This window comes from Paenibacillus sp. S29 (assembly GCF_049319765.1).
GTDB lineage: Bacteria > Bacillota > Bacilli > Paenibacillales > Paenibacillaceae > Paenibacillus > Paenibacillus polymyxa_B.
In genome coordinates this window covers 284,906-306,972 of sequence record NZ_JBMOUI010000002.1, presented here as the reverse complement: position 1 = coordinate 306,972, position 22,067 = coordinate 284,906, and the positions used below count along the sequence as shown (strand labels likewise).

Genomic DNA, 22,067 nt, shown 5'->3' with positions numbered 1-22,067 from the left:
TTTTTACCGTATCATTTTGCGCCTTTACCAAAGCATTTCACTGATGGGTGGTGCACCCTTGATGCCCCACCACAGTAACGCTGCAGTAATCAGCACAAAAAGAGTACTCAAAAAATTTAAAAACCACTTGCTTACCCGAATACGGCGGGACGGAAACATTTCTGCCCGCGTTCGGTACTCACTGGCAGGAGTATCATCCTCCATCGTCACAGCAACTTCTGGTACAGCAGCAACGTGAGCCAATTCTTGCACGGGCCGTGAAGCACGGGAGCGAACTGGTTTAGATTTTGACCTGTCCTCCTCCTTGCCTTTGCGACCATTTCGACGGCTACCATAGGTCTGCACTCTGCTAAGTTCCTGATTCATTCTTCATACCTCCGAAAACGTAACGCTAAGCCAGATATAAGGTCAATCACAAAATGACAAATGATCGGTGCCCACAGACTACCGGTCTGCACATATATGTAGCCCAATCCATAACTGCTAAGAAAAACCCAGCCAGTGGGAATCCAATGCCGTAAATACCGGATATGAATCACCGCAAACAAAATGCTTGTCCAATAAGGACCAAAGCTGTACTGAATTGCACCTCTGAACAAGAGTTCCTCACAGATAGAGACGATAGCTGCTATACAAATAATATGCCACACCGGACGATTTTGAAACAGCATTTGGTTAATACCACCGTCATCCATAGCATCCTCAGGCATAATCCGGGACAGCAACAGATCCACAAGTAACATAGCGGCGGCCAATCCCAATCCCCACCATAAGACGTGCAGAGTGTTCGGCAATGCAAATAGTTCTAACACATTTCTTTTCTGGAAAAATATCCATATTGCGCCAATCAGCAGGGTCAGCCCCTGAGTTAGATACAAATTGTAAAGCAGCAAGCGGTCGTTCAATTCATGAATTTGCGCTCTTTTCCATTTCACTTTAAGCTTTTTCATAGTTAGTTAGTCCTCTGCATAGTCTTCTTTAGCATCATAGCCAAAAAGTCGGGCGGATTCAAGAAGACTTAAATCTTAATTTTCCGCATTCTGTAGCTATATATCTAGCCGGCTATCCACACATGTCGCATGTCCTATTGACATGCCCATGTAAGCCATGATACATTATGAAAAAATTATTAGCGACAACAACAATGATGGAGAAAAGGTATTGATTTCGTCCTCAGAGAACCGGTGCTTGGGTGGAAGCCGGTGACGAAGTAACTACTTTCAGCGCTCCTGAGTTATTGCACCGAGGTCTGTGGAATACTTCCCGGCATTAGATGCAATCGGCAGAAAACCGTTATCCTTTCGGTCATTTTATGACCGCTGAAGGCAGTCCATTGCGAAATGGCTGCGAATTAGGGTGGTACCACGATAACTCTCGTCCCTTACTATGGAGATAGTATGTGATTCGGGGGTTTTTTTGATGCCCGAAAACCGCAAAGCGCCTCCGCGTAAGACTTTTGATCGTCAGTTTGGTGCATAATACTATTTTATCCCTTTTCTGCGTCAATGCGTTATCACACTAGTATTTCACACCGCTCTCCTGTACTTTTAGAAGCATTTCAAGTTTTTTCATGTTCTTTATGGAATGTATTTCAGTTTGAAGTACATCCTGTCCATAAAAGAAGTTAACTTTGAGGAGGAAACCAAATGTTTAAAGTGTTAGTATCCGATCCGATCAGTGACCTGGGCATCCAGCAGCTGATGGATGCAGACGATGTCACGGTGGACAAGAACACAGGTCTCAGCGAGGATGAATTGGTTCAAATTATTGGTGACTATGACGCATTACTCGTTCGAAGCCAAACTCGGGTAACCGAACGCATCATGACGGCAGGTAAGAACCTCAAGGTTGTAGGGCGAGCTGGGGTCGGAGTGGACAACATCGACCTCGAAGCAGCAACACAACGCGGGATTATCGTTATTAACGCTCCTGACGGCAACACGATTACGACTTGTGAGCACACTTTTGCGATGATGATGGCTCTAGCACGTCATATTCCACAGGCATATGCCAAAACCATTGGCGGTACATGGGATCGTAAAACATTCCTCGGTGTCGAACTGCGTAACAAAACACTTGGAGTCCTCGGCATGGGACGTATCGGCAGTGAGGTGGCTAAACGTGCTAAAGCATTTGGCATGAGCATCCTCGGCTATGATCCATTTCTAACGGAAGAACGCGCTGAGAAGCTGGGCATTAAGCTGGCGAGCGTGGACGAAATTATCCGCAACGCAGATTTTATGACCGTACACACACCATTAACACCGGAAACGAAACATATGATTGCTCGTCCACAGTTTGAAGTGATGAAAAAAGGAATGCGCATCATCAACTGTGCCCGGGGTGGAGTTATCGATGAAATGGCTCTTGTTGAAGCCATTGATGAAGGTATCGTTGCCGGTGCAGCCTTTGACGTATTCGAGTCAGAGCCGCCAGCACAGGATCACCCATTCCTGAGTCATCCGAAAATTATCGTCACACCACATCTGGGTGCCTCGACTGTCGAAGCTCAGGAAAATGTAGCTATCGATGTGTCCGAGCAAGTGCTGCATATTTTGCGTGATGAGCCTTTTAAAAATGCGGTCAACATGCCTCCAGTACCATCCAACGTCATGACGCAATTGCAGCCATATTTCTCGCTTGGAGAAAAGCTGGGCAGCTTTGCCGCTCAGATCACGAATCAGGCTGTACGTGAAATTCAGGTAGATTACGCTGGCGATTTGTCCTCTGTGGATACACAGCCGCTGACACGGTATATTTTGAAAGGTGTTCTTAGCCGTCATCTGGGCAGCGATGTGAACATTGTAAACTCTGTACATCTGGCCAAAACACGTGACATCCATCTTGTCGTATCTCAGGCGCCCGCCACCAAGGGTTTTACCAACCTGATTACCGTTACACTCAAGACGCAGAGCGGCGAAGAGCAACGTGTATCTGGCACCCTGCTGGCAGGCTATGGCGAACGTATTGTTCGGTTGAACCAGTTCCCGGTAGATGTGGCACCGGAAGCTCATTTCCTGCTCATCTCCCACAATGATAAACCAGGCATTATCGGTCGTGTCGGCACCTTGCTTGGCGAGAACGGCGTCAATATCGCTTCCATGCAAGTAGGGCGTAAAATTGTCGGCGGTGAAGCCATCATGATCCTGACCGTTGATAAAGCTGTACCAAAAGACGTGCTGATTCAACTCGTTGGTTTGCCAGAACTAAATACTGCCCAAGAAGTAGTGTTAAATTAGTTCCAAACAATATTGAGAAGTCCATGGTTTTATAATAAAGAGAGGCGCCTGGCTACCCAGGCGTCTTTTTCTCTTATACCGTTATCTGTCATGAGAGCAATCATCATGCATGAAACAGGATGTTCCACGTTGAACAAGATAAATGTTGATTTTTCAACAAAAAGCACCCTCTTCCGAGGATGCCTGCAAACCGGGGTATATCAGCTGGGGCTTATAATTCTGTTACAGACCCAGCTTTGTTTTGTTGGAGATCGGCAGCAAAATAGTAAATTCCGTCCCTTCCCCCAATACGCTTGTAGCAGAGACAGAGCCTCCGTGAGCCTCTACAATGTTCTTGACAATAGCAAGCCCCAAACCAGTCCCTTTATCCTCACCACGTACTCTGGCCTTATCTGCCTTGTAGAAGCGGTCGAAAATATAAGGTAGATCCTCGCTGGCAATGCCTACACCTTCATCCTTAATCCGAATACGGATTAACTCATGCCGTTCTCCCAAAATTCGATCCGCCGCAATAGTAACCTTTTTCCCGCCGGGTGTATGTCTGAATGCATTATCCAGCAAGTTGGTCAATACCTGCTCCAGTCGGTCTTCATCTGCCTCAGGCAGCAGTAAACGTTGGCCTTGCTCATGGTAATCGAGTGTCAGTCCCTGTTCCTTTGAACGTACCGTAAATTTACGGTGAACACGCTCGATCAGCTCATTCACATCCACTTCCTGTCGGTGCATGTCTGTATGACCAGCCTCCATTCGGGCCAGATCAAGCAGATCCTTGACTAACCTTCCCATGCGTAATGATTCATCATGGATGACCTGTACCAGCTCCTCGGATTCTTCAGGGGAACCCGCCATGCCATCCAGCAACGCCTCACTGTAGCCCTGCATCATAGATAAAGGTGTACGGATTTCATGAGATACGTTGGCCACAAAATCGCTCCGCATCTTCTCCAGCTTCACTTCTTCCGTAATATCTCTAAGCACAGCTACTGCACCGCGGATTGCATTATCCGTATACAGAGGAGCCATCTGCACCGACCAGGAGCCCTTCTTGACATGGATATAGTCTCCGACATCCTCTCCCCTGTCCATAACAGTATGGAACAGAGACTGCAAAGGCTCAGGTACAGAAGCTCCAAACTCCTCCAGATCACGCTCCTGCCACTCCAGCTTTTTCCAGATATCCAACAGACTTTGTGCCGGCGGATTCGTCAAGATGATTTGTCCGCTTCTGTCGAAGGTGATTACGGCATCAGACATGCTTCGCAGTACGCTGGATAAATGGTTTTTTTCCTCATTCAGACTGCGGATCGTTGCTTCCAGTTCCGTAGACATATGATTAAAAGTTTTCGCCAGTTCTCCAATTTCGTCACTGGTCACCAGCGAAAGCCGAGTATCATACCTTCCCTCACGAATCGCATTCGCCGCCTGAATCAACAGCTGCATAGGCTGTGTGATTTTAGTAAAAAGGAATAAGGCAAAAAAGGTCGTCAATAAAAATCCGACAATGCATGTATAGGTGAACAAATGCTTGATTTCCGTCGATTCATACGCCGCAAAATTTCTGTTGATGTACGGCAATAAAAAAAGCCCTAGAAAAATAAGCACAGAGCCTACAAGACAAATGATGGTGATCCACAGCTTGCCTACCAGCGATCTCCAGAAGTTCACGTTATTTTGGAACCTCCAGCTTATAACCTACGCCCCACACGGTCGTAATCATAGCCGCTGCCTCTGGCGATACCTTATTCAGCTTTTCACGAAGCCGTTTCACATGCGTATCCACAGTGCGCAGATCACCAAAAAATTCGTAATTCCAAACGTCTTTCAGCAGTTCCTCACGCGAGAAGACTTTATCTGGCGACACCGCCAAATAGTGCAACAGCTCGTACTCTTTAGGCGTGAGACTGATTTCAATCCCGCCCGCAGTTACCCGGTGCGCATCATGCTCAATGATAAGATTCGGAAAAACAATACTATTGCTTGGTACCGCCTCTTTCGTTAAAAAGGCAGTTTCCGACGAACGGCGTAAAATCGCCTTCACCCGGTAAATGACTTCTCGCGGGCTAAAGGGCTTAACCACATAATCATCGGCTCCGACTTCAAAGCCTTGTACACGGTTCACTTCCTCACCTTTGGCAGTGAGCATAATTACAGGTGTAGACTTAGTCTGACGCAGCCGTGTACACACCTCAATCCCATCCATCCCCGGAAGCATTACATCCAGTAAAATAATGCTGTAATCGCTTGCAGTCGCTTTTTGGAGGGCAATCTCACCATCCTCAGCTTCGTCAATTGCATATCCTTCTTTTTCCAGATACATCCGCAGAAGGCGGCGAATGCGTTCTTCATCATCTACAATTAATATGCGGTTGCTTTGTTCTGACATATTCCCAGCCCCTTCGCTAAAAAAACCATTCTCTCTATTTTACTATTTTCCCGTGCTTGGTCAAACTTTACTCTCATCCAATAGTCTCTTTACACCAAAAAGGCCGGGGTTATGACCCCCGTCCTGTCCGTTTCTTTTTCGTGTTGTCTGATTTGGCAAGTTGAATGAGACGGTTGATTTCGTCCTTGGTTAAGGGTCTGGTCAGACCGCGCTTCAAGTTTTGTAGCAAAAGATCACCGAAGGCAATCCGCTTGAGTCTGATGACCGGGTGTGAAATGGCCTCAAACATCCGTCTTACCTGGCGATTTCTACCTTCATAAATGGTAATCTGGATCACAGACTCCTTACCATTCGGATCTACATCTTTATATTCTACCTCGGCTGGTGCAGTAATGCCATCTTCCAGCACGATTCCTTTTTTCAGCTTGTCCAGCTCAGTACCATGCGGAACGCCTTTGACTGTTGCCACATATGTCTTGGGCACATGATGCTTGGGATGGGTGAGCAGATTGGCGAACTCGCCATCATTGGTAAGCAACAGCAGTCCTTCGGTGTCGTAATCGAGACGTCCTACCGGATATACGCGTTCCTTAACGCCTTTCAGATAGTCTGACACGATTTTACGGCCTTCCGGATCGGAAGCACTCGTAATGACTCCTTTAGGTTTGTTCATCATCAGATAGATTTTTTTCTCGGTTTTGATCGGGCGTCCCTTTACCGTAATCATATCTTGATCAGGGTCTGCCTTCGTTCCCAGTTCAGTTACGACAACCCCGTTCACTTCCACGCTGCCCGCCTGAATAAGCTCCTCACATTTACGTCTGGAAGCTACACCAGCTTGGGCCAATATTTTCTGCAATCTTTCCATGTTCGCTAATTCACCTCATGCTAATGATACCCATCCATGAGCAAAATCACAACCCCCGTTCAAAAAACGATGCAGAAATTAAAATACAAGCAGGCAAATGGCAATGGCTGCCACAAAACCAACCACATCTGAAAATAGTCCTACCTTCAAAGCATACCGTCCATTGCGGATACCTACCGCACCAAAATATACAGTTAGCACATATAGCGTCGTGTCTGTGCTGCCCTGAATCGTTGAGGCGATCCGACCGATCATGGAATCCGGGCCATAAGTGCGAATTAGATCCGTCGTGAACGCAAGTGAACCGGTGCCCGTCAATGGACGAAGCAAGCCTAAAGGCAGTACCTCACCGGGTACACCCCAGTGTTTAATCCATGGGGTAACCCAGGAGATCAAATAGTCTAAAGCGCCGGATGCTCGAAAAATGCTAATCGCCACCATCATGCCTACGAGATGAGGAATAATGCTGATGGCGGTAGAAAAGCCGTCTTTGGCTCCATCCACAAAAGAATCGTAGACAGGTACCTTTTTAGCATATGCATATAAAGGAATAAAAGCGAGAATAACCGGAATGGCCCAAGTCGATACGAGGTTTATAAAATTAAGCATGCCTCCCTCATCCTTTCCAAGTGGTGTCCCTGCCCTTGGCAGCCGTGATTCCCGTTCGCGGAACGGCAGGTGAAGATACGGGCAGCGTCGTTGAAGAGGCAGCAGATGTTGGTGCTGATGAGGTGAGTGGTGCCAAGGATGTCTGGGACGGCGGAATCGCTGGAGGACGGCGGCGCAATTCTCGACTACGGTACCAACGGTCCGCCGCAATTGCGGCAAAGGTGGCTATTGCGGTCGCTACCAGTGTCGTACCGACGATTTCTGCCGGATGTGCGGAATGAAAATTAAGCCGTATCGCGATCAACGTCGTAGGAATAAGCGTAATACTGGCCGTATTCAGGGCGAGCAGCGTACACATGGCTGGTGTGGCGGTTTGCTTATCTGGATTGAGCGTCTGCAACTCTTGCATAGCCTTGATTCCCATCGGTGTGGCTGCATTCCCCAGACCCAGCAAATTGGCGCTCATATTGGACAAAATGTAACCCATAGCGGGATGATTACGCGGAACATCAGGGAAGAGAAAGGCAACCAAAGGAGAAAGCAGCTTGGATATTTTCTGTAAGAGCCCACCATCTTCAGCCAGCCTCATCATGCCCATCCAAAACACCAGCACACTTATCAGTCCAAAGCACACTGTAACCCCCGTAGTTGCCCCGTCAAAAGCTGCTTTCGTCACCACCTCAATATTTCCCTGCGCGGCGGCAAATACAAATCCAATACAAATCAAAGCCACCCATATGAGATGAATCATGGCTGATTCCTCCTTTTCCCAATGATGTGACACGTCCCAGCTCTAATTTCCTGCTTGCCCTAGGCTCCAAACAAATTTTTTAGGATTTCGTTCCATCTGCTCGTCCAACCTTGTTGCTGAGTATTGTTCGCAGGATCTTGTGCAGTTGGAGCCTCTTGCTGTGGATGTACGGTACTTTGAGCAGGCAGCTTACTACCTTTTTCATACACAGGAACAGAACCGATAAGTTTACCTTCCAATAGGAATTCGACCCGCCCTCGTAAGCCAAAAGATACGTCCGCTCTGTCTGCAGAAGCAGAATTTTTATACAACACCAGTCTTTTGTGCAACTGGGTCTTCTCACCATCATGTAAAGGATAGGCAAAGCTTGTACCTGTTAATAGTGGGTAACCATCGATAGGTTGCTGCTTGTCCGTAATCGGGATGAGCGGATAATATCGGAATCCGTAATCAAGCATACGTGCATGATCGTTCCAATCGTCCCCGTCATTCAAGGTAACGGCAGCGAGCTGGCGACCGTTCCGTGTGGCAGAGCTGACCAGACAGCGAAACGCTTTTTTGGTAAAGCCTGTTTTCACACCGTCAGCTCCCTCATACAGCCGCAGCATTTTGTTTTTGTTGTGCCATGAGTAGTCCCAAGAATCGTTGGGATTCGGTGCTTTTTTCAGTTCTGTTTTTACGATACGGGCAAAAGTTGGATTATGCAGCGCATAAGCAGTTAGCCGGGCCATATCATTGGCTGAGGAATAATGTCCCTCGGCATCCAGCCCGTGAGGATTAGCAAAATGTGTATGGCTTAGCCCAAGCTGAACCGCCTTGTCATTCATCAAATGGACAAATCCCTCTTCTGTCCCCCCCACATGCTCAGCAATGGCAGAGGCTGCATCATTACCAGAACGGAGCATTAAGCCGTACAGCATATTTTCCAGCGACATTTGTTCACCCATTTGCAGAAAAAGCGAGGAACCTTCTTTGGCATACGCGGTAGGACTCACCTTTACCCGGTCCTGCAAGCGTCCATGTTCAATGGCCACAATTGCAGTCATAATTTTGGTCAGGCTGGCAATACGTAGCTCCCGGTCACCCTCGGTAGAATATATGATTCTTCCTGATGTGACATCAATTAAAGAAGCAGCCTGTGCATGGGTTCCTAATACAGGCGGCGCTGCTTCTGTTGTTATCGCTCCCCGAACGGGCTGTGGACTCAGCAACGTAAGCGGCAATGACAAAATAAGCAGAAGCACCAGCGGCAAAACAAATGCGCGTGCCTTATTCAAGAAATGGCTGTGGTCCGCGTGAATGTGTTGCTTTTTTTTAAACATTTGGATTCCTCCGGTTTTGAGCAAGTCTTGTACCATTCTATGTCCAAGCTGTTCAAAGTATGTCCACCTTTATAACAGAAAATTCCTTTACGGGACAGCCATTAGCCGCTCTCTTTTTGCTCTCTTTTTGCTTTCTTTCTGCATAAACCAAGCAACTTGCCCTCCCGAGTACATATATATTAGTTACCAAAGTTAAATATGGATCGGGGGTTACATCATGCTGCGTCTCCAGTTTGAAATGATTTTAAGATCGCGGATTGTAGAGTCCGCAGAAGCATTGCATCGAAGCGGTGTATCCTTTGCCACTTTTGCTACAGCACGTTGCAACCAGCAATTTTGGGATTTAACGGAAAAGGGTGGTTTTCAGATTAAAGCAGGTGTCACTCCGGCACAGGGGATCAGAGACATTTTTTCAAACGGTCATCAATACGCTTTTGAATGTGCAACAGCTATGGTTATTGTGCTGTACAAAGGAGTGCTGGATTCCATTCTGGAAAGTGAGTTTAATCGGATTTTTGCAGGTATGCTGCTGTATGACTGGCATTATGACAGTGACCTCAGGCTCATACAGCAGCAAGGGAGTCATAAAGCAGCTCCTGGCGATATTCTGTATTTCAACAATCCAGATGTGTCATCTGAAACATTGGAATGGAAAGGAGAAAATGTCGTTAAGCTGAAGGAAGACTTGTTTTATGGACATGGGATTGGCATCTTGCCGGCGAAGGGTATTATCGATTCCCTGAATCAACATCGTCGGCCGGAAGCCACGGTATCTGCTTATTTGACGAATGAAGTGGTCTATCCGGACTTCATCTACTTATCGCAGTTCGCTACCGAAGGAAATCGAAAAAATGAATTGTCACTGCATACTTTGTATCACCAGGAATACAGTCACCGTATACATGCTGTCATTGGGGGAAGGCAGTATATTCTGTGATAGGGCCAAGTGTAAGCAGAAAAGAAGGTATTCCTTAGCCTATACTCGGCTTTGGGATACCTTCCGGAGAGAACGCTTTTCATTTCCAATGACTTTTACAAGTAAGCCGGTCCAGAATTACTTTGATCAATATTAATATCTACAGGTACCTGTGGGGGTGGAGTCTGCACGTTGTCGCCTGCATTCCGGAAGATAGACTGAACCTTATCAATCAGGTATGGGGTGGAGTCAATGAGTTTCTCAATCAGATGCGTTTGGTTGTCCAATGGAACGATTTGTGCCCCCTGTTTGCCAACAACCAGAAAAGCAATGGGATGAATAGATACACCACCACCGCTACCGCCACCAAAAGGATGAACTTCCTTCCCGCTATGATTACCGGAAGCCGAGGAAGTATGAAGTGCCTCTTCGTCTACGTTAAAATCACTTCCCCCGGCAGCGAAACCAAATCCTACCTTACTGATTGGCAAAATAACGGAACCATCGGGTGTTTCCACCGCGTCTCCCACAATCGTATTCACGTCTACCATGGCTTTGATGTTTTCCATTGCGGTTTGCATGAGCCCTTGAATCGGGTGATCTGACATGATTAATTCCTCCTCTGCTTATCTCAAGCGTAGATTGCCTTTTCTTTCGCTATTGTGCGCAGGAGTTCAAGGAAATATGTATGTCATCCGATTCGGTTATGCCTTAATCTGGAGGACACTGAAATCCCAAAGTTCAGAAAGATTAAGTTTCACCACATTTCAAAGTTTATCTTTCATTGTTAGCTTGAAGATCTTCATTTTTTTTGAAAAAAACCCGCTTCCATGCCTCGGGTCCACCCGGAACGCGCCATATGCGGTAAGATAAGATGAGCATGGAGAAAATTAAATAGCCGAGCGATACGTTTGCTTCACAGTTCAAAGTGGTGGTAAAACGCAAGCGATCCACCCAATACGGCACAACATACAGCTTAGGGGTACAATCCATGCGCACAAAGCTGGAAGCAAAACCGATCAAGGTCGTTTTTAATCCCCACAAAATACCGGTTGAGGTAGCTGTATAAGCCGCGTCAGCAAGACTAATGTTGGTGGACCACTCCATTTTGGACATCGTCACATGTGCCAATGTATGTCGCAACCATCGATTGAAGGATTTCGTTCCCTTGAGCAAAACCCGTATATCATATATAAATTGCTTGATTTTTTCTGTATCAATATTACCGCTATCCACGGAAGCATCCGTTTTATGTATGTTTTTGTTGCGATCAAGCCGATAGAGAAGCCCTTTTTTCAAACCTGTTATGAGAATGGCCGGAACATCGTAATTTATTTTAATCATCCCGTATAGAAATCTGATCTCTAGATGCGCCCGATCATCATTGTCATGTTTGGCAATATCCAGCTTCAATCGAATACGAGAGAGCAGAATAGCCAGCACAAGTAATATAACGACGATGATGGCGATACTGATCCATTTCCACACTGGCGAGTCCTCCCTACCTTTTTGCTATAAATATCATGGCAAAAATAGTATGACCGTTCGCCGGAAAATCATGCATCTTAAAATACCAACAGCCAGCCCCTAAATACTTGAGGACTGGCTGTCTATTTGAAATTTTACATAAGTGAGCCGCAAGATCCGGATGAACTTTATTGGGATTCAAGATCCAGATCGTTGGCTGCAGGCTGGCTGCTCTCCAGACGCTCGAACAATAATTGAGTCTCTTCCTCCAAATTGTCCGAATCTTCGAACAACTCCGGTTGTGGTAGATCTGCCAAAGAGCCCAGACCGAAATAATCCAAAAATGATTTCGTCGTTCCGTACAATATTGGCCGTCCGATGGCTTCAGCTCGACCTTTCTCTTCAATGAGCTCCTTGTTGACCAGTGTATGTATGGCCCGCTCGGATTTGACACCCCGAATCTCTTCGATTTCAACTCTTGTAATGGGCTGGCGGTAGGCCACAATGGCCAGCGTCTCCAAAGCAGCTTGAGACAGTGAGGCACGTGCCGGAGAGTATGCGAGCTTTTCAAAGTAAGGTGCATGTTCGGATAAAGTTGCAAGCTGATAATGACCGGCAATACGGACAAGTTGCAGACCTCTTCCCCCCTGCTCCATGTCCTGCTTCATATCTTCCAGGCACTGTTCAACCAGCTCTTGCTGCTGCTCTACAATGTCGGCGATCTGCTTGGTGGACAACCCTTCCTCTCCTGCGAGAAACAGCAGTCCCTCAATAATTGATTTCAGCTTCAGATAATCCATTAACCCGTAAATCCCCTCTCCACTCCATTACAATATCATCGAAAAGCTTCTCCTGATAACAGAAAATTTGCTTCATTTTCATCAGTTCAAGGATAGCCAAAAAGGTCACAACCACTTCATGCCGATACATATCCTCATGCATCAGCTTGGAGAACAGCAGCCGTCCTCCATTCCCCACCATCTCTAAAGCTCCAATAACTTGCCGGATACGGTCCTTGACTGATATTTCATCCCGATGAACACGGGTTACCGTCGTACGTCGTTCTGCTTTGCGCAAAGCACGCTGAAAGGCCGCAACCAAATCGCTTGCATGCAGCCCATGCACCGGATTTGCGGGTTCAGTGGGCAGGAATGCACTTAGATCTTCTGGCTCCTTGCCATAAATTAGACTCCGCTCCCACTCACGTTCACTTAGATGGCGAGCAATCCCTTTATATTTACGATACTCCACCAGCTTGCGGACCAGTTCCTCACGTGGATCATAATCCTCTTCCTCATAAAAATCTAAATCGTCATATTCCATCACAGGTGGCTTGGGAAGCAACAATTTACTCTTAATGGATAAGAGCGTCGCCGCCATCACCAGAAACTCGCTCGTAATGTCCAGTTCCAGCTCCTGCATACTGTGCAAAAAAGCCATATACTGATCAGTAATATCGCTAATCGGGATATCCTGAATGTCGATCTCGGCTTTATCAATCAGATGCAACAGTAGATCCAGCGGACCCTCGAATGTTTCCAGCTTGTAATTTACGACTGTCAATGTGCTTCCCCCTGCCTTACTCCAATCATCATTCAACAATACCTTTCCCTATAGCACTTATGCTCTACGTTATCAATCCCTCTTTCTGTAGTATATACGTCATCGCCTTGCTTAACAATCCAATCCCTTTTTCACCTTGCAGTTTATACCGTTCTATTCAGCTATTCCTATCATTAAAATTGCTTGCCGAGATTGGCCATTTCAATCGCAGCCAGTGCAGAATCCCAACCTTTATTACCAGCCTTTGTACCTGCTCGTTCAATAGCCTGTTCAATGTTTTCTGTAGTCACTACACCAAAAATAACGGGCACTCCCGTTTTCAGGCTGCTCGCTGCCACACCCTTGGCCACTTCATTGCAGACGATATCATAATGTGAAGTAGAACCACGGATGACCGTACCCAGCGTAATTACGGCATCATATTTGCCGCTTGCAGCCATTTTTTGTGCAATCAGTGAAATTTCAAATGCACCCGGTACCCAGGCTACATCAATTTCATCTTCCTGTGCACCATGTCGTTGAAGTGCGTCAATTGCGCCGCTTAACAGCTTGGTCGTAATAAACTCATTAAATCTGCCTACCACAATACCATATTTTAAACCGTTCGATATGAGATTACCTTCTAGAAAACGTGCCATGTTTAATCAACCTCTCTTAGTTTAATTATTTAGGGACTTCGGACAATACTTCAGATTTACTTGGAACCAAGATGTATTTTTACAATGACAAACGACGACGGTAGTCCACCAAATGCTGAATACTGATCAGCTTCAATTGATGTCGCTTGGCGACCACTGCCAGATCAGGCAGGCGGGCCATTGAGCCATCTTCCTTTATAATTTCGCAAATGACCCCAGCAGGCTTGAAGCCACTGAGTCGGGCCAGATCAACAGCCGCTTCAGTGTGACCAGCACGCTGCAAGACACCACCATCGCGAGCAATCAGCGGAAACATGTGACCAGGCTTGCGGAAATCACTGCCTGTGACTGCTTCGTCTGCCAAGGCGCGTACAGTCAAGGAGCGCTCGGCCGCTGAAATACCCGTTGTTGTCTTCATATGATCTACCGATACCGTAAAGGCAGTACCGTGGAAATCTGTATTTTGCTCTACCATAGGATGCAATTCCAAGGCCTCGGCTCTTTGTCGTGTGATTGGCACACAGACCAACCCGCGACCCTCTGTAATCATGAAATTAATGACCTCAGGCGACGCTTTTTCAGCCAAAGCGATAAAATCGCCTTCATTTTCGCGCTGTTCATCATCCACTACAATAACGACTTTACCGTTTTTTAAGTCCTCCAACGCTGCTTCGATGGAATCCAAACGAATCTCTTCGTCATGTTCCAACTCGCCATGCTCTATGACGTTTGCCATTGCACTTGTTTGGCTACCTCTATCCATAACACTTTCCTCCTTATGTCTTGTGCCACGAATGCTTCTAAACAGGCTTACCCTTCAATATCAGGCAAAGCCGTGTTTCGCCAAATAGTCCAAACTGAGAGGAGCTTCTTCTACTATCTCCGCCTCCGCTGCACCTCTGTAATTTAAAAGCTGTTCTACATATTTGCCCAAAATATCGCATTCGATATTGACGGTATCTCCCTCACGTTTGGCTTGTAAGGCCGTTTCGGATAAGGTGTGGGGAATAATGGATACGGCAAAGGTATCTCCCGTACGCTGTGCGACTGTGAGGCTGATACCATCAATTGTGATTGACCCTTTGAGAAGAATATATTTAAATAATGTTTGATTTTTAGGCTCAATTTCGAACACAACTGCATTCTGATCTGATGTTACCCCGCGAATCGTTCCCGTCCCGTCCACATGTCCTTGCACGATATGTCCTCCGAACCTTCCGCTCGCCGCCATCGCTCGCTCCAGGTTGACTCGGCTGCCTGATCTCAACTCTTTCAGATTACTGCTGCGAAAGGTTTCCGGCATCACATCAACCTTAAAGTCTTTCGTACCGATCTGTATCGCCGTCAGGCAAACGCCATTCACTGAGACACTGTCTCCTATTTTCAAATCGCCCAACACCACGGAACCCGAAATCCCCAGCACCATCGCTTCACCGCTTTTGGAAATAGTTTGAATGCGACCCACTTCCTCGACCAATCCGGTAAACATGCCTTCACTCCTTTCCACTACATTTCAGTTTATCCCTAATTCATCAGCTATAAGCGCAAAAAACCCCCAGTTCGGATTCAATCCGTCATGGGGGTGATGAGAGTCACATTTGTAGTATACAAGCGCAGTTCATATGCATCTTAAGACGACATGAAATCATAGGTTTGCCAATAGAAAGCATGACTGAGGATACAACCAAATACGCTCTGAACACCATCAAAAAGAAAGCTTAAGCAAGCTATCGCCCGATGCTGTCCTACAACGAAATAAGCTGTACGCACAATTGGGTATGCTAAAAATCGGCACATGTCACGTCATGCACATGCGCTTCGTATCCTTCTCCCATCCAGACTATACTGTCGGTCCCGGATTTGCACCAGGTCCACCTTCTGCCGATCATTCAGCATCCGGGTCACGGACTAAGCCATGCTGTTTCTCACAAAAACGATCCACAAACATGTCATCACCGCCGGTGGGGAATTTCGCCCCGCCCCGAAGGATCTTGCTCTTATTTAATTAAATTAACTTTAAACTTGTTACGTATATTAGCACCGACTTCTAAAAAAAGCAAGTTATCTAATAGAAGCTCCTGCTTTGGTTTTGACATATTGGCTGGAGAGTTCTTCAAACCAGGTTTTATCATTCATATGAAGCGCCAAGTCAATCAGATCGGCCAGTTCCTCGACTCCCAACTCTGTTGCATGATCAAAGGTAATTACGGCTGAAGCAACCGGTCCCCGTCCTTCCTCAGAACTTGCTTCATAATCCAGTCGCACATCAACATGTCCGTCAATAAACTCGCATTTCAGAAAATAAATAATTTCGCACATTAAAATGGGGCGTACCTGTGTTTCTAACACGCAATCCATCACCTTGGCAGAATAATGCTGGTTCGTCAGCGTGAATTTGTGTTCTGTCGCTGCCAACGATGCCCGTCCAAAATCATCCGTAAACTTTAGCTCCACTGGCTGGATGTTCATAACCTTAGGGATCTGCTTCTTTATAATTTCGATTATTTCAACTGTATTCAGCTTAATCATTACCTGCACCTCATTGCATCTTAAAATTCAGAAGAAAACTTTTTAACGTGCCTCTTATAGGCCTCCACTCCTATATCGGAAATCATTACCTGTTTTTTTATGCTTCAACCCATAAACGACAAAAAAGATTCTTTGCGCAATAAACGCAAAGAATCTTGATTGAACCACTACAGTAACAGCGGCTAACAATGTTAATCGATGATTATGCAAAAAACGTAATTATAGCTCTGAAATTTCATGTTTCTTTTTCAGGATAGTCCAGCGACGCTCAATCTCCTGCTCAAAGGTAGCCAGCGTAGCCTCCTCCTTGAGAAGATGCTTCGTTTTACCCATTAATTTCAACCATTCAGCAGCTGGAATCCGTTTTCCCTTGTCTTCCGGATTGTACGTAATTGTCGTACTGCCTTGCTCTATTTCGTACAAAGGAAAGAAACAAGACTCGACTGCAGCGCCCACAATGCTGGTGCCCAGTCTGTCATCAGATTTCCAATTCAGCGGGCAGGCGCACAGGATCTTACCATAGGCCGTACCCACGTTGTTCGCATACCATTGAGCCTTGGCTGCTTTGCGCAGCATATCCTGCGGATGACTTTCAGCTGCTGTAAAAGCATACGGAATGTTACAAGCAGCCATGATTTGTACGGTATCCTTGTGATGTCCTTGCTTTCCTTTTTGCATTTTCCCTACACCCGACGTACTGGTCATGTGACCAACCGGAGTGGAGTATGATTGCTGTGAACCTGTATTCATGTACCCTTCGTTATCATATTCCAGCATGATCAGCTTATGATTACGCAGAGCCGCACCAATCGCAGAACCCATACCTATATCCATCCCACCGTCACCACTGATCATGATAAAGGTCGGATCGTCCGACATTTCAATTTCATTACGGCGCTTCATTTCCATATAAGCTTCCAGCGCTCCTGAAAGTGTAGCGGCCCCGTTTTGAAAAAGATTGTGGATCATCGGTTGTTTGTGTGATGTATATGGATACCCTGTCGTCGTCACATAAACGCAGCCTGTCTGGAACAACACGACAATATCCCCTTCAATACCTTTGAAAAACAGTTCCAGCGCAGACAATGCCCCACATCCTGGGCAAGCCCCGTGACCTGGTGTAAGACGGCGTGGTTTGGTTGTCAACGACCGCAGGGGTGGCACCTTGACTTTGAGCTTCCCGGTCGCCTCGTCCGGCGTAACCTGAATCAGGCCCGTACGGTATGCATTGCCACGTGGCGGCTGCATAACTTGCGGCATCACCTTGTCCGGTGAACCCGGATTAATACCGTAATAATCAAAGGGCTTCTCCGCTCGTCCGGCCTCTGCCGCCTCAATCGCAAGCTGGAAGAACGCCTCTGCATCTTCCGCATAAAAATCCTTGCCGCCCAAGCCAAAAATACGGCTCAACACGAGTGTCCGATTCAGTGGGTCCTCCTGCAAGGCCGCCTTAATTTCATGCGTTAAATTCCCGCCGTCTGCCCCATACGAGTCTGCACGTTCACCTACCAGCAGCGCCTTGACATCACGTAAGGCTTCCCGCAGTTGTGCGGCTGGGAACGGTCGGATGATATTCGGACGTATCACACCAGCTTTAATCCCGCGCGCACGGAGTTGATCCGCCACATCCTTAGCCGATTCAGCCGCCGAATTCAACAGGAATACCGCGACCTCAGCATCCTCCATTTGATACAGATCTAAAATCGGGTATTCCCGACCGGATAAAGCGGCATATTCTGCTGCTACCTGCTCATATACTCCTTCGGACAGCTTCAGTGCTTCGGACAGCTGAACATGATTATTCGTCAGGTCATCACCGTTCATATGCGCACCTACGGTAACAGGATGATCAAAATCAGTAATATTCGGATAATTTAAGTTCGGGTTAGGACCTACAAAACCGCGCACGGTCTCAGCATCTGCAAAATATTGCACTTTACGTTTTTGATGGGACGTATAAAAACCGTCATATGCAACCATTACAGGTAGCCGAACATCGCTATGCTCTGCGATTTTTAGTGCCATGATGTTCATATCATACACAGCCTGTGGTGTACTTGCCGTCAAAATGACCCAGCCTGTATTCAAACCATAGTACAGATCCGAATGATCCCCGCGAATATCCAGGGGACCACTGACAGCTCGTGTCACCAGATTCATAACCATTGGAAAACGGGTACCTGACTGAACAGGTAACTGCTCCAGCATGTACAGGAAACCTTGCGAACTAGTGGCGTTCACAACCCTCGCTCCCGCTGCGGCAGCTCCATAACAAATCCCTGCCGATCCGTGTTCTCCGTCTGCTGCAACCAGCTTAATATTATGCTGACCTCTCGTTCTCATCTGATCCAAATACTGCGCTACCTCAGTAGATGGAGTAATCGGGAAATATCCCATCATATGATAATTAATCTGCGCAGCCGCCGTAGCTGCCATTTCATTACCGGATTCGAACGTTGTCACTTGCGCGGCGCCTGTCTGTTTGAGTTCTTCCTCCAGTTTTGCCATTACGCACGCCCTCCTTCATATACCGGAAATTGGTGGGCAACTCGATTCTGTTCCGCCCATCCCCATTGCTCACGACGCGAGCTTAATGCCCCCGATGGGCAAATATCTACACATTTCAGACATCCTTTGCAATACTGGTAATCAATCCCTTGCAAAAATGGCATCATTCTTCCGCGTTTGTCAGCTTGCTCTTCCCATACAAAACAGTAATCCGGGCAAATCGAATCACACTTGGCACAATGGGTACATTTATCAGCTTCATATTCAGGCACATACCCCTGACGTGAACCACTAACATCTCTTGTCATGCTGTTTCCCTGAGTTGCAATAACGCCCCCCAGTAGTTGCGTTTCGTATCCCAGCAGTGGCTGCGGACGTTCAAAGACCCGATCCTCTGCGTCATCAGTAACTGGATATACGTGCAGTTCCATTTCCTCATACCCCCGGTTAAACGTACGGAGATTAGGTTCCACTAACAGTGGATTTTTCTTTTCAAAGGTACTGCGTATAACCGATCTCATCGCTTCCGGGTCCAGGAAATCACAGACACGGAACAAGGCACCGAGCATGGACGTATTTAGTTTGGTCCGCTCTTCCAGTGCGATGCCCATCGCATCCACCACCGCTAGTGTACCGGATACCAGTCCCAAATCAGCCCGTATTTCTTCTGCTGGACGCGTGGAATTAACCACTACAATCCCATCCGCTGGCAGTCCGCTGATTACATTTACCGTTTTGTATAACGTTTCATGGAAAATGCCTACCACATGCGGTTGCTCAATCGGACTGTGATCCCGAATATCGACCTCCGGCTCACAGAAGCGGACGAAGCTTTTAACCGGAGTTCCCTTTTTTTCCGAACCGTAGGACGAAAAATTTGAAGCATTCAGCCCCAGACCAAGCACCCCGGTTTCGGCCAACATTTTGCCAGCCAGATTAGCGCCGAGTCCACCAATGGATTCCAGCCGGATTTCAAAAAATCCGAGTCGATTTGTGCGCGTTAAAATAGACAATGTGATAAGCCCCCTTCTTTTCCAATCCTTACTGAGTTTGAATACTCATATAAAATAAATGGAAAATGCATTCTTATCGAAAGGCTATCACAACACTTACTTTTCGAATGTGATCTAACGCACTGTAATGCCTACGTGATTGCGAAAATCAATAAACCGTCAAACAAAAGACAACAAAAGCCGCCCTGTCCAAAGACAGAACGGCTTAGGTGCAACGCTATTTGAAAAAGATCATGTAATTAACGGTAAAATTACACGTCAAATACTTTAACCTCTTTCATTTTGTCGCCTTGTTTTACAGCATCAATGAATTCCATACCTTTGGTTACTTTACCAAATACAGTATGTACTCCATCTAAATGTGGTTGTGGAGCGTAGCAGATAAAGAATTGGCTGCCACCTGTGTTGCGACCTGCATGAGCCATGGACAGAACGCCTTTGGCATGCTTTGTTGTATTCGTAGCTGTTTCACAGTCAATCGTGTAACCAGGACCGCCTGTACCGTTACCGATTGGACAACCACCTTGAGCAACAAAGCCCGGAATGACACGGTGGAAGCTCAAACCGTTGTAGTAACCGCTGTTTGCCAGCTTTTCAAAGTTAGCAACGGTGTTTGGAGCTTCTTCTGGGAAAAAGTCAATTTCAACGATACCGCCGTTTTCAAGATCTATTCTACCTTTTTTCATTGTTTGTATCTCCTTTTCAACCTGTTTTGAGAACTAAATAACATCAAGTTCCAGTTTACTATGAATTGCCGCGCTTAGCAAAGTCTTGTCCAAAAAAAAGAGCCATTGTCCCCGGTGTATTATTACCGACTCAATGGCCTGCATGATCTTACAATTCTAAAATCAGGACGAAACGGTAATCTTGGCGTTGGGCTGAACCACTGGACTAGCTTGATCACGAATCAAGCGCTGTGGCACAACATCGTTGCGTACGATATCTTCGTAGGTTTCCCGACGCACTACCAACTCGGCCTCACCGTTGTTGACAAATACAACTGCTGGTCGACGTATTCGGTTATAATTACTCGCCATGGAGTAATTGTAGGCTCCGGTTGAGGCAACAGCGAGCAAATCGCCGCTATTTATACGAGGCAGCTCTACATCCCAAATCAGCATATCGCCGCTTTCACAGCATTTGCCCGCAATGGACACCGTCTCTTCGTTCGTATCCTGCGCTCGGTTAGCCAGCATCGCTTCATACTTGGCCTGATACAGTGCAGGGCGTGGATTATCTGTCATCCCGCCATCTACCGAGATATATTTACGTACCTGCGGAATATCCTTGATGCTTCCTACCGTATATAAGGTCGTACCTGAATCGCCTACAATACTGCGTCCCGGCTCAATCCAAATTTCTGGAAGTTCATCGTAAAGTCCTGAAAAATAAGTTTTCACCGCTTCGCCGATAGCCTGTACATAGGTTGATACTTTCAGTGGTGTGTCCTCTTCTGTGTAGCGAATGCCAAATCCCCCACCCAGATTAATCACTTTGAAAGAAAACTGAAGCTGTTCCTTAATTTCTCTGGAAAAAGCTGCAACCCGTTCAGCAGCCATTTGGAAGCCATTCACTTCGAATATTTGCGAACCGATATGAGAATGTACCCCCAGCAGGTTAAGATGGTCTAGCTTGATAGCCTGTTCCACTGCTTGGCGTGCTGTACCGTTTCCAATGTCAAAGCCAAATTTCGAATCTTCTTGACCTGTGGCCATATATTCATGCGTATGCGCCTCAACCCCTGGTGTAACCCGCAGTAAGATATTCACCTGCTGTTCTTTCTCGGAGGCAAGGGCCTGCAACAAATGCAACTCCATTTCGCTATCGACGACGAAGCAGCCAATTTGCGCATCTAACGCCATTTCAATTTCTTCCGGTGTTTTGTTATTGCCGTGGAAATGGATTCGCTCTGCCGGGAACCCTGCTTGTAGCGCAGTAAACAATTCTCCACTGGAAACTACGTCAAGTGACATCCCTTCTTCAGCAGCTAAAGCGCACATCGCCATAACACAAAACGCTTTGCTTGCATAAGCGACTTGAAACTTCAATCCGGTTTCACGAAAAGCTTCTATATACTCCCGGCAGCGCCGGCGGACTAACTGTTCGTCAACAATATATAGCGGTGTGCCAAAACGCTCTTTCAAAAGTGTTGTATCACAACCGCCGATTTCCAAATGTCCATTGCTGTTAATTTTACTGCTTCCATGCAAATACATGTTCTGGCGCCTCTCTTTCTGGAACAAGCTAGTCATATTCCATCG

General features: G+C 46.7%; 22 protein-coding genes, 1 riboswitch and 1 other annotated feature. Of the genes, 2 read left to right on the top strand and 20 right to left on the bottom strand.

Annotated features, from left to right (window positions below; genetic code table 11):
- Window positions 1-24 precede the first annotated feature (24 nt).
- Together ACL9RM_RS04410 and ACL9RM_RS04405 are read right to left on the bottom strand one after the other, a co-directional pair.
- Window positions 25-366, bottom strand: coding sequence for a hypothetical protein (locus tag ACL9RM_RS04410; RefSeq protein WP_250268712.1), 342 nt, complete (start codon window positions 364-366; stop codon window positions 25-27).
- Window positions 363-950, bottom strand: a complete 588-nt coding sequence (locus ACL9RM_RS04405; protein ID WP_061829230.1) for a type II CAAX endopeptidase family protein — start codon at window positions 948-950, stop codon at window positions 363-365. The genes ACL9RM_RS04410 and ACL9RM_RS04405 overlap by 4 nt, the downstream gene beginning before the upstream one ends.
- A 185-nt stretch (window positions 951-1,135) precedes the next feature.
- Window positions 1,136-1,385, top strand: a binding site (T-box leader).
- A gap of 261 nt (window positions 1,386-1,646) precedes the next feature.
- Between ACL9RM_RS04405 and serA the strand changes: the two genes are divergently transcribed.
- Window positions 1,647-3,239 (top strand): phosphoglycerate dehydrogenase, encoded by a 1,593-nt coding sequence (gene serA / locus ACL9RM_RS04400; RefSeq protein WP_039271025.1) that lies wholly within the window; start codon window positions 1,647-1,649, stop codon window positions 3,237-3,239.
- 222 nt (window positions 3,240-3,461) lie between these two features.
- Here the strand turns inward: serA and ACL9RM_RS04395 are convergent, their stop codons facing one another.
- From ACL9RM_RS04395 to ACL9RM_RS04370, 6 genes are all read right to left on the bottom strand, one after another.
- Complete coding sequence (locus ACL9RM_RS04395) at window positions 3,462-4,904, bottom strand: ATP-binding protein (RefSeq protein ID WP_250268713.1); 1,443 nt, start codon at window positions 4,902-4,904, stop codon at window positions 3,462-3,464.
- 1 nt (window position 4,905) lies between these two features.
- Entirely contained in the window at window positions 4,906-5,622 is a 717-nt protein-coding gene (locus ACL9RM_RS04390; RefSeq protein ID WP_039271023.1) for a response regulator transcription factor, read from the bottom strand.
- A 109-nt stretch (window positions 5,623-5,731) separates the two neighbouring features.
- Window positions 5,732-6,490, bottom strand: coding sequence for a pseudouridine synthase (locus ACL9RM_RS04385; protein WP_023989197.1), 759 nt, complete (start codon window positions 6,488-6,490; stop codon window positions 5,732-5,734).
- Window positions 6,491-6,568: 78 nt separating this feature from the next.
- Window positions 6,569-7,099: a spore maturation protein gene (locus ACL9RM_RS04380; RefSeq protein ID WP_013310760.1), complete on the bottom strand. Its 531-nt coding sequence runs from the start codon at window positions 7,097-7,099 to the stop codon at window positions 6,569-6,571.
- A gap of 7 nt (window positions 7,100-7,106) precedes the next feature.
- Complete coding sequence (locus ACL9RM_RS04375; protein WP_039271021.1) at window positions 7,107-7,850, bottom strand: nucleoside recognition domain-containing protein; 744 nt, start codon at window positions 7,848-7,850, stop codon at window positions 7,107-7,109.
- A 59-nt stretch (window positions 7,851-7,909) separates the two neighbouring features.
- Entirely contained in the window at window positions 7,910-9,172 is a 1,263-nt protein-coding gene (locus ACL9RM_RS04370; protein WP_250268714.1) for a D-alanyl-D-alanine carboxypeptidase family protein, read from the bottom strand.
- Between the two features lie 217 nt (window positions 9,173-9,389).
- On the opposite strand from ACL9RM_RS04370, the gene ACL9RM_RS04365 reads away from it, so the two are divergent.
- Entirely contained in the window at window positions 9,390-10,109 is a 720-nt protein-coding gene (locus ACL9RM_RS04365; RefSeq protein WP_250268715.1) for a protein-glutamine gamma-glutamyltransferase, read from the top strand.
- A gap of 95 nt (window positions 10,110-10,204) precedes the next feature.
- On the opposite strand, the gene ytfJ is transcribed toward ACL9RM_RS04365, so the two are convergent.
- The 12 genes from ytfJ to lysA all read right to left on the bottom strand — a co-directional run bounded on the left by ytfJ (window position 10,205) and on the right by lysA (window position 22,022).
- On the bottom strand, window positions 10,205-10,696 hold the full coding sequence (gene ytfJ, locus ACL9RM_RS04360) for a GerW family sporulation protein (protein WP_061829234.1): 492 nt from the start codon (window positions 10,694-10,696) through the stop codon (window positions 10,205-10,207).
- Between the two features lie 166 nt (window positions 10,697-10,862).
- Window positions 10,863-11,576: a DUF2953 domain-containing protein gene (locus ACL9RM_RS04355; RefSeq protein ID WP_250268716.1), complete on the bottom strand. Its 714-nt coding sequence runs from the start codon at window positions 11,574-11,576 to the stop codon at window positions 10,863-10,865.
- 167 nt (window positions 11,577-11,743) lie between these two features.
- Window positions 11,744-12,355: an SMC-Scp complex subunit ScpB gene (scpB, locus tag ACL9RM_RS04350; RefSeq protein WP_013310766.1), complete on the bottom strand. Its 612-nt coding sequence runs from the start codon at window positions 12,353-12,355 to the stop codon at window positions 11,744-11,746.
- Window positions 12,324-13,118 (bottom strand): segregation and condensation protein A, encoded by a 795-nt coding sequence (locus ACL9RM_RS04345; protein WP_103048712.1) that lies wholly within the window; start codon window positions 13,116-13,118, stop codon window positions 12,324-12,326. The genes scpB and ACL9RM_RS04345 overlap by 32 nt, the downstream gene beginning before the upstream one ends.
- A gap of 173 nt (window positions 13,119-13,291) precedes the next feature.
- Window positions 13,292-13,756, bottom strand: a complete 465-nt coding sequence (ribE, locus tag ACL9RM_RS04340) for a 6,7-dimethyl-8-ribityllumazine synthase (RefSeq protein ID WP_250268717.1) — start codon at window positions 13,754-13,756, stop codon at window positions 13,292-13,294.
- A gap of 79 nt (window positions 13,757-13,835) precedes the next feature.
- Window positions 13,836-14,519, bottom strand: a complete 684-nt coding sequence (ribB, locus tag ACL9RM_RS04335) for a 3,4-dihydroxy-2-butanone-4-phosphate synthase (RefSeq protein WP_302057459.1) — start codon at window positions 14,517-14,519, stop codon at window positions 13,836-13,838.
- A gap of 60 nt (window positions 14,520-14,579) precedes the next feature.
- A complete protein-coding gene (ribE, locus tag ACL9RM_RS04330; protein ID WP_039271010.1) occupies window positions 14,580-15,245 on the bottom strand; it encodes a riboflavin synthase in 666 nt (221 codons plus the stop codon).
- Between the two features lie 330 nt (window positions 15,246-15,575).
- Window positions 15,576-15,749: riboswitch (FMN riboswitch) on the bottom strand.
- 68 nt (window positions 15,750-15,817) lie between these two features.
- On the bottom strand, window positions 15,818-16,285 hold the full coding sequence (locus ACL9RM_RS04325; protein WP_039271008.1) for an IDEAL domain-containing protein: 468 nt from the start codon (window positions 16,283-16,285) through the stop codon (window positions 15,818-15,820).
- A 219-nt stretch (window positions 16,286-16,504) separates the two neighbouring features.
- Window positions 16,505-18,793 (bottom strand): thiamine pyrophosphate-dependent enzyme, encoded by a 2,289-nt coding sequence (locus ACL9RM_RS04320; RefSeq protein WP_061829238.1) that lies wholly within the window; start codon window positions 18,791-18,793, stop codon window positions 16,505-16,507.
- Window positions 18,793-19,806, bottom strand: a complete 1,014-nt coding sequence (locus ACL9RM_RS04315) for a 2-oxoacid:acceptor oxidoreductase family protein (protein WP_190297512.1) — start codon at window positions 19,804-19,806, stop codon at window positions 18,793-18,795. The genes ACL9RM_RS04320 and ACL9RM_RS04315 overlap by 1 nt, the downstream gene beginning before the upstream one ends.
- Before the next feature lie 251 nt (window positions 19,807-20,057).
- The gene (locus tag ACL9RM_RS04310; protein ID WP_013310775.1) at window positions 20,058-20,492 is read right to left on the bottom strand and encodes a peptidylprolyl isomerase; all 435 of its coding nucleotides are present in this window, start codon (window positions 20,490-20,492) and stop codon (window positions 20,058-20,060) included.
- Between the two features lie 162 nt (window positions 20,493-20,654).
- The gene (lysA, locus tag ACL9RM_RS04305) at window positions 20,655-22,022 is read right to left on the bottom strand and encodes a diaminopimelate decarboxylase (protein WP_250268718.1); all 1,368 of its coding nucleotides are present in this window, start codon (window positions 22,020-22,022) and stop codon (window positions 20,655-20,657) included.
- Window positions 22,023-22,067 lie beyond the last annotated feature (45 nt).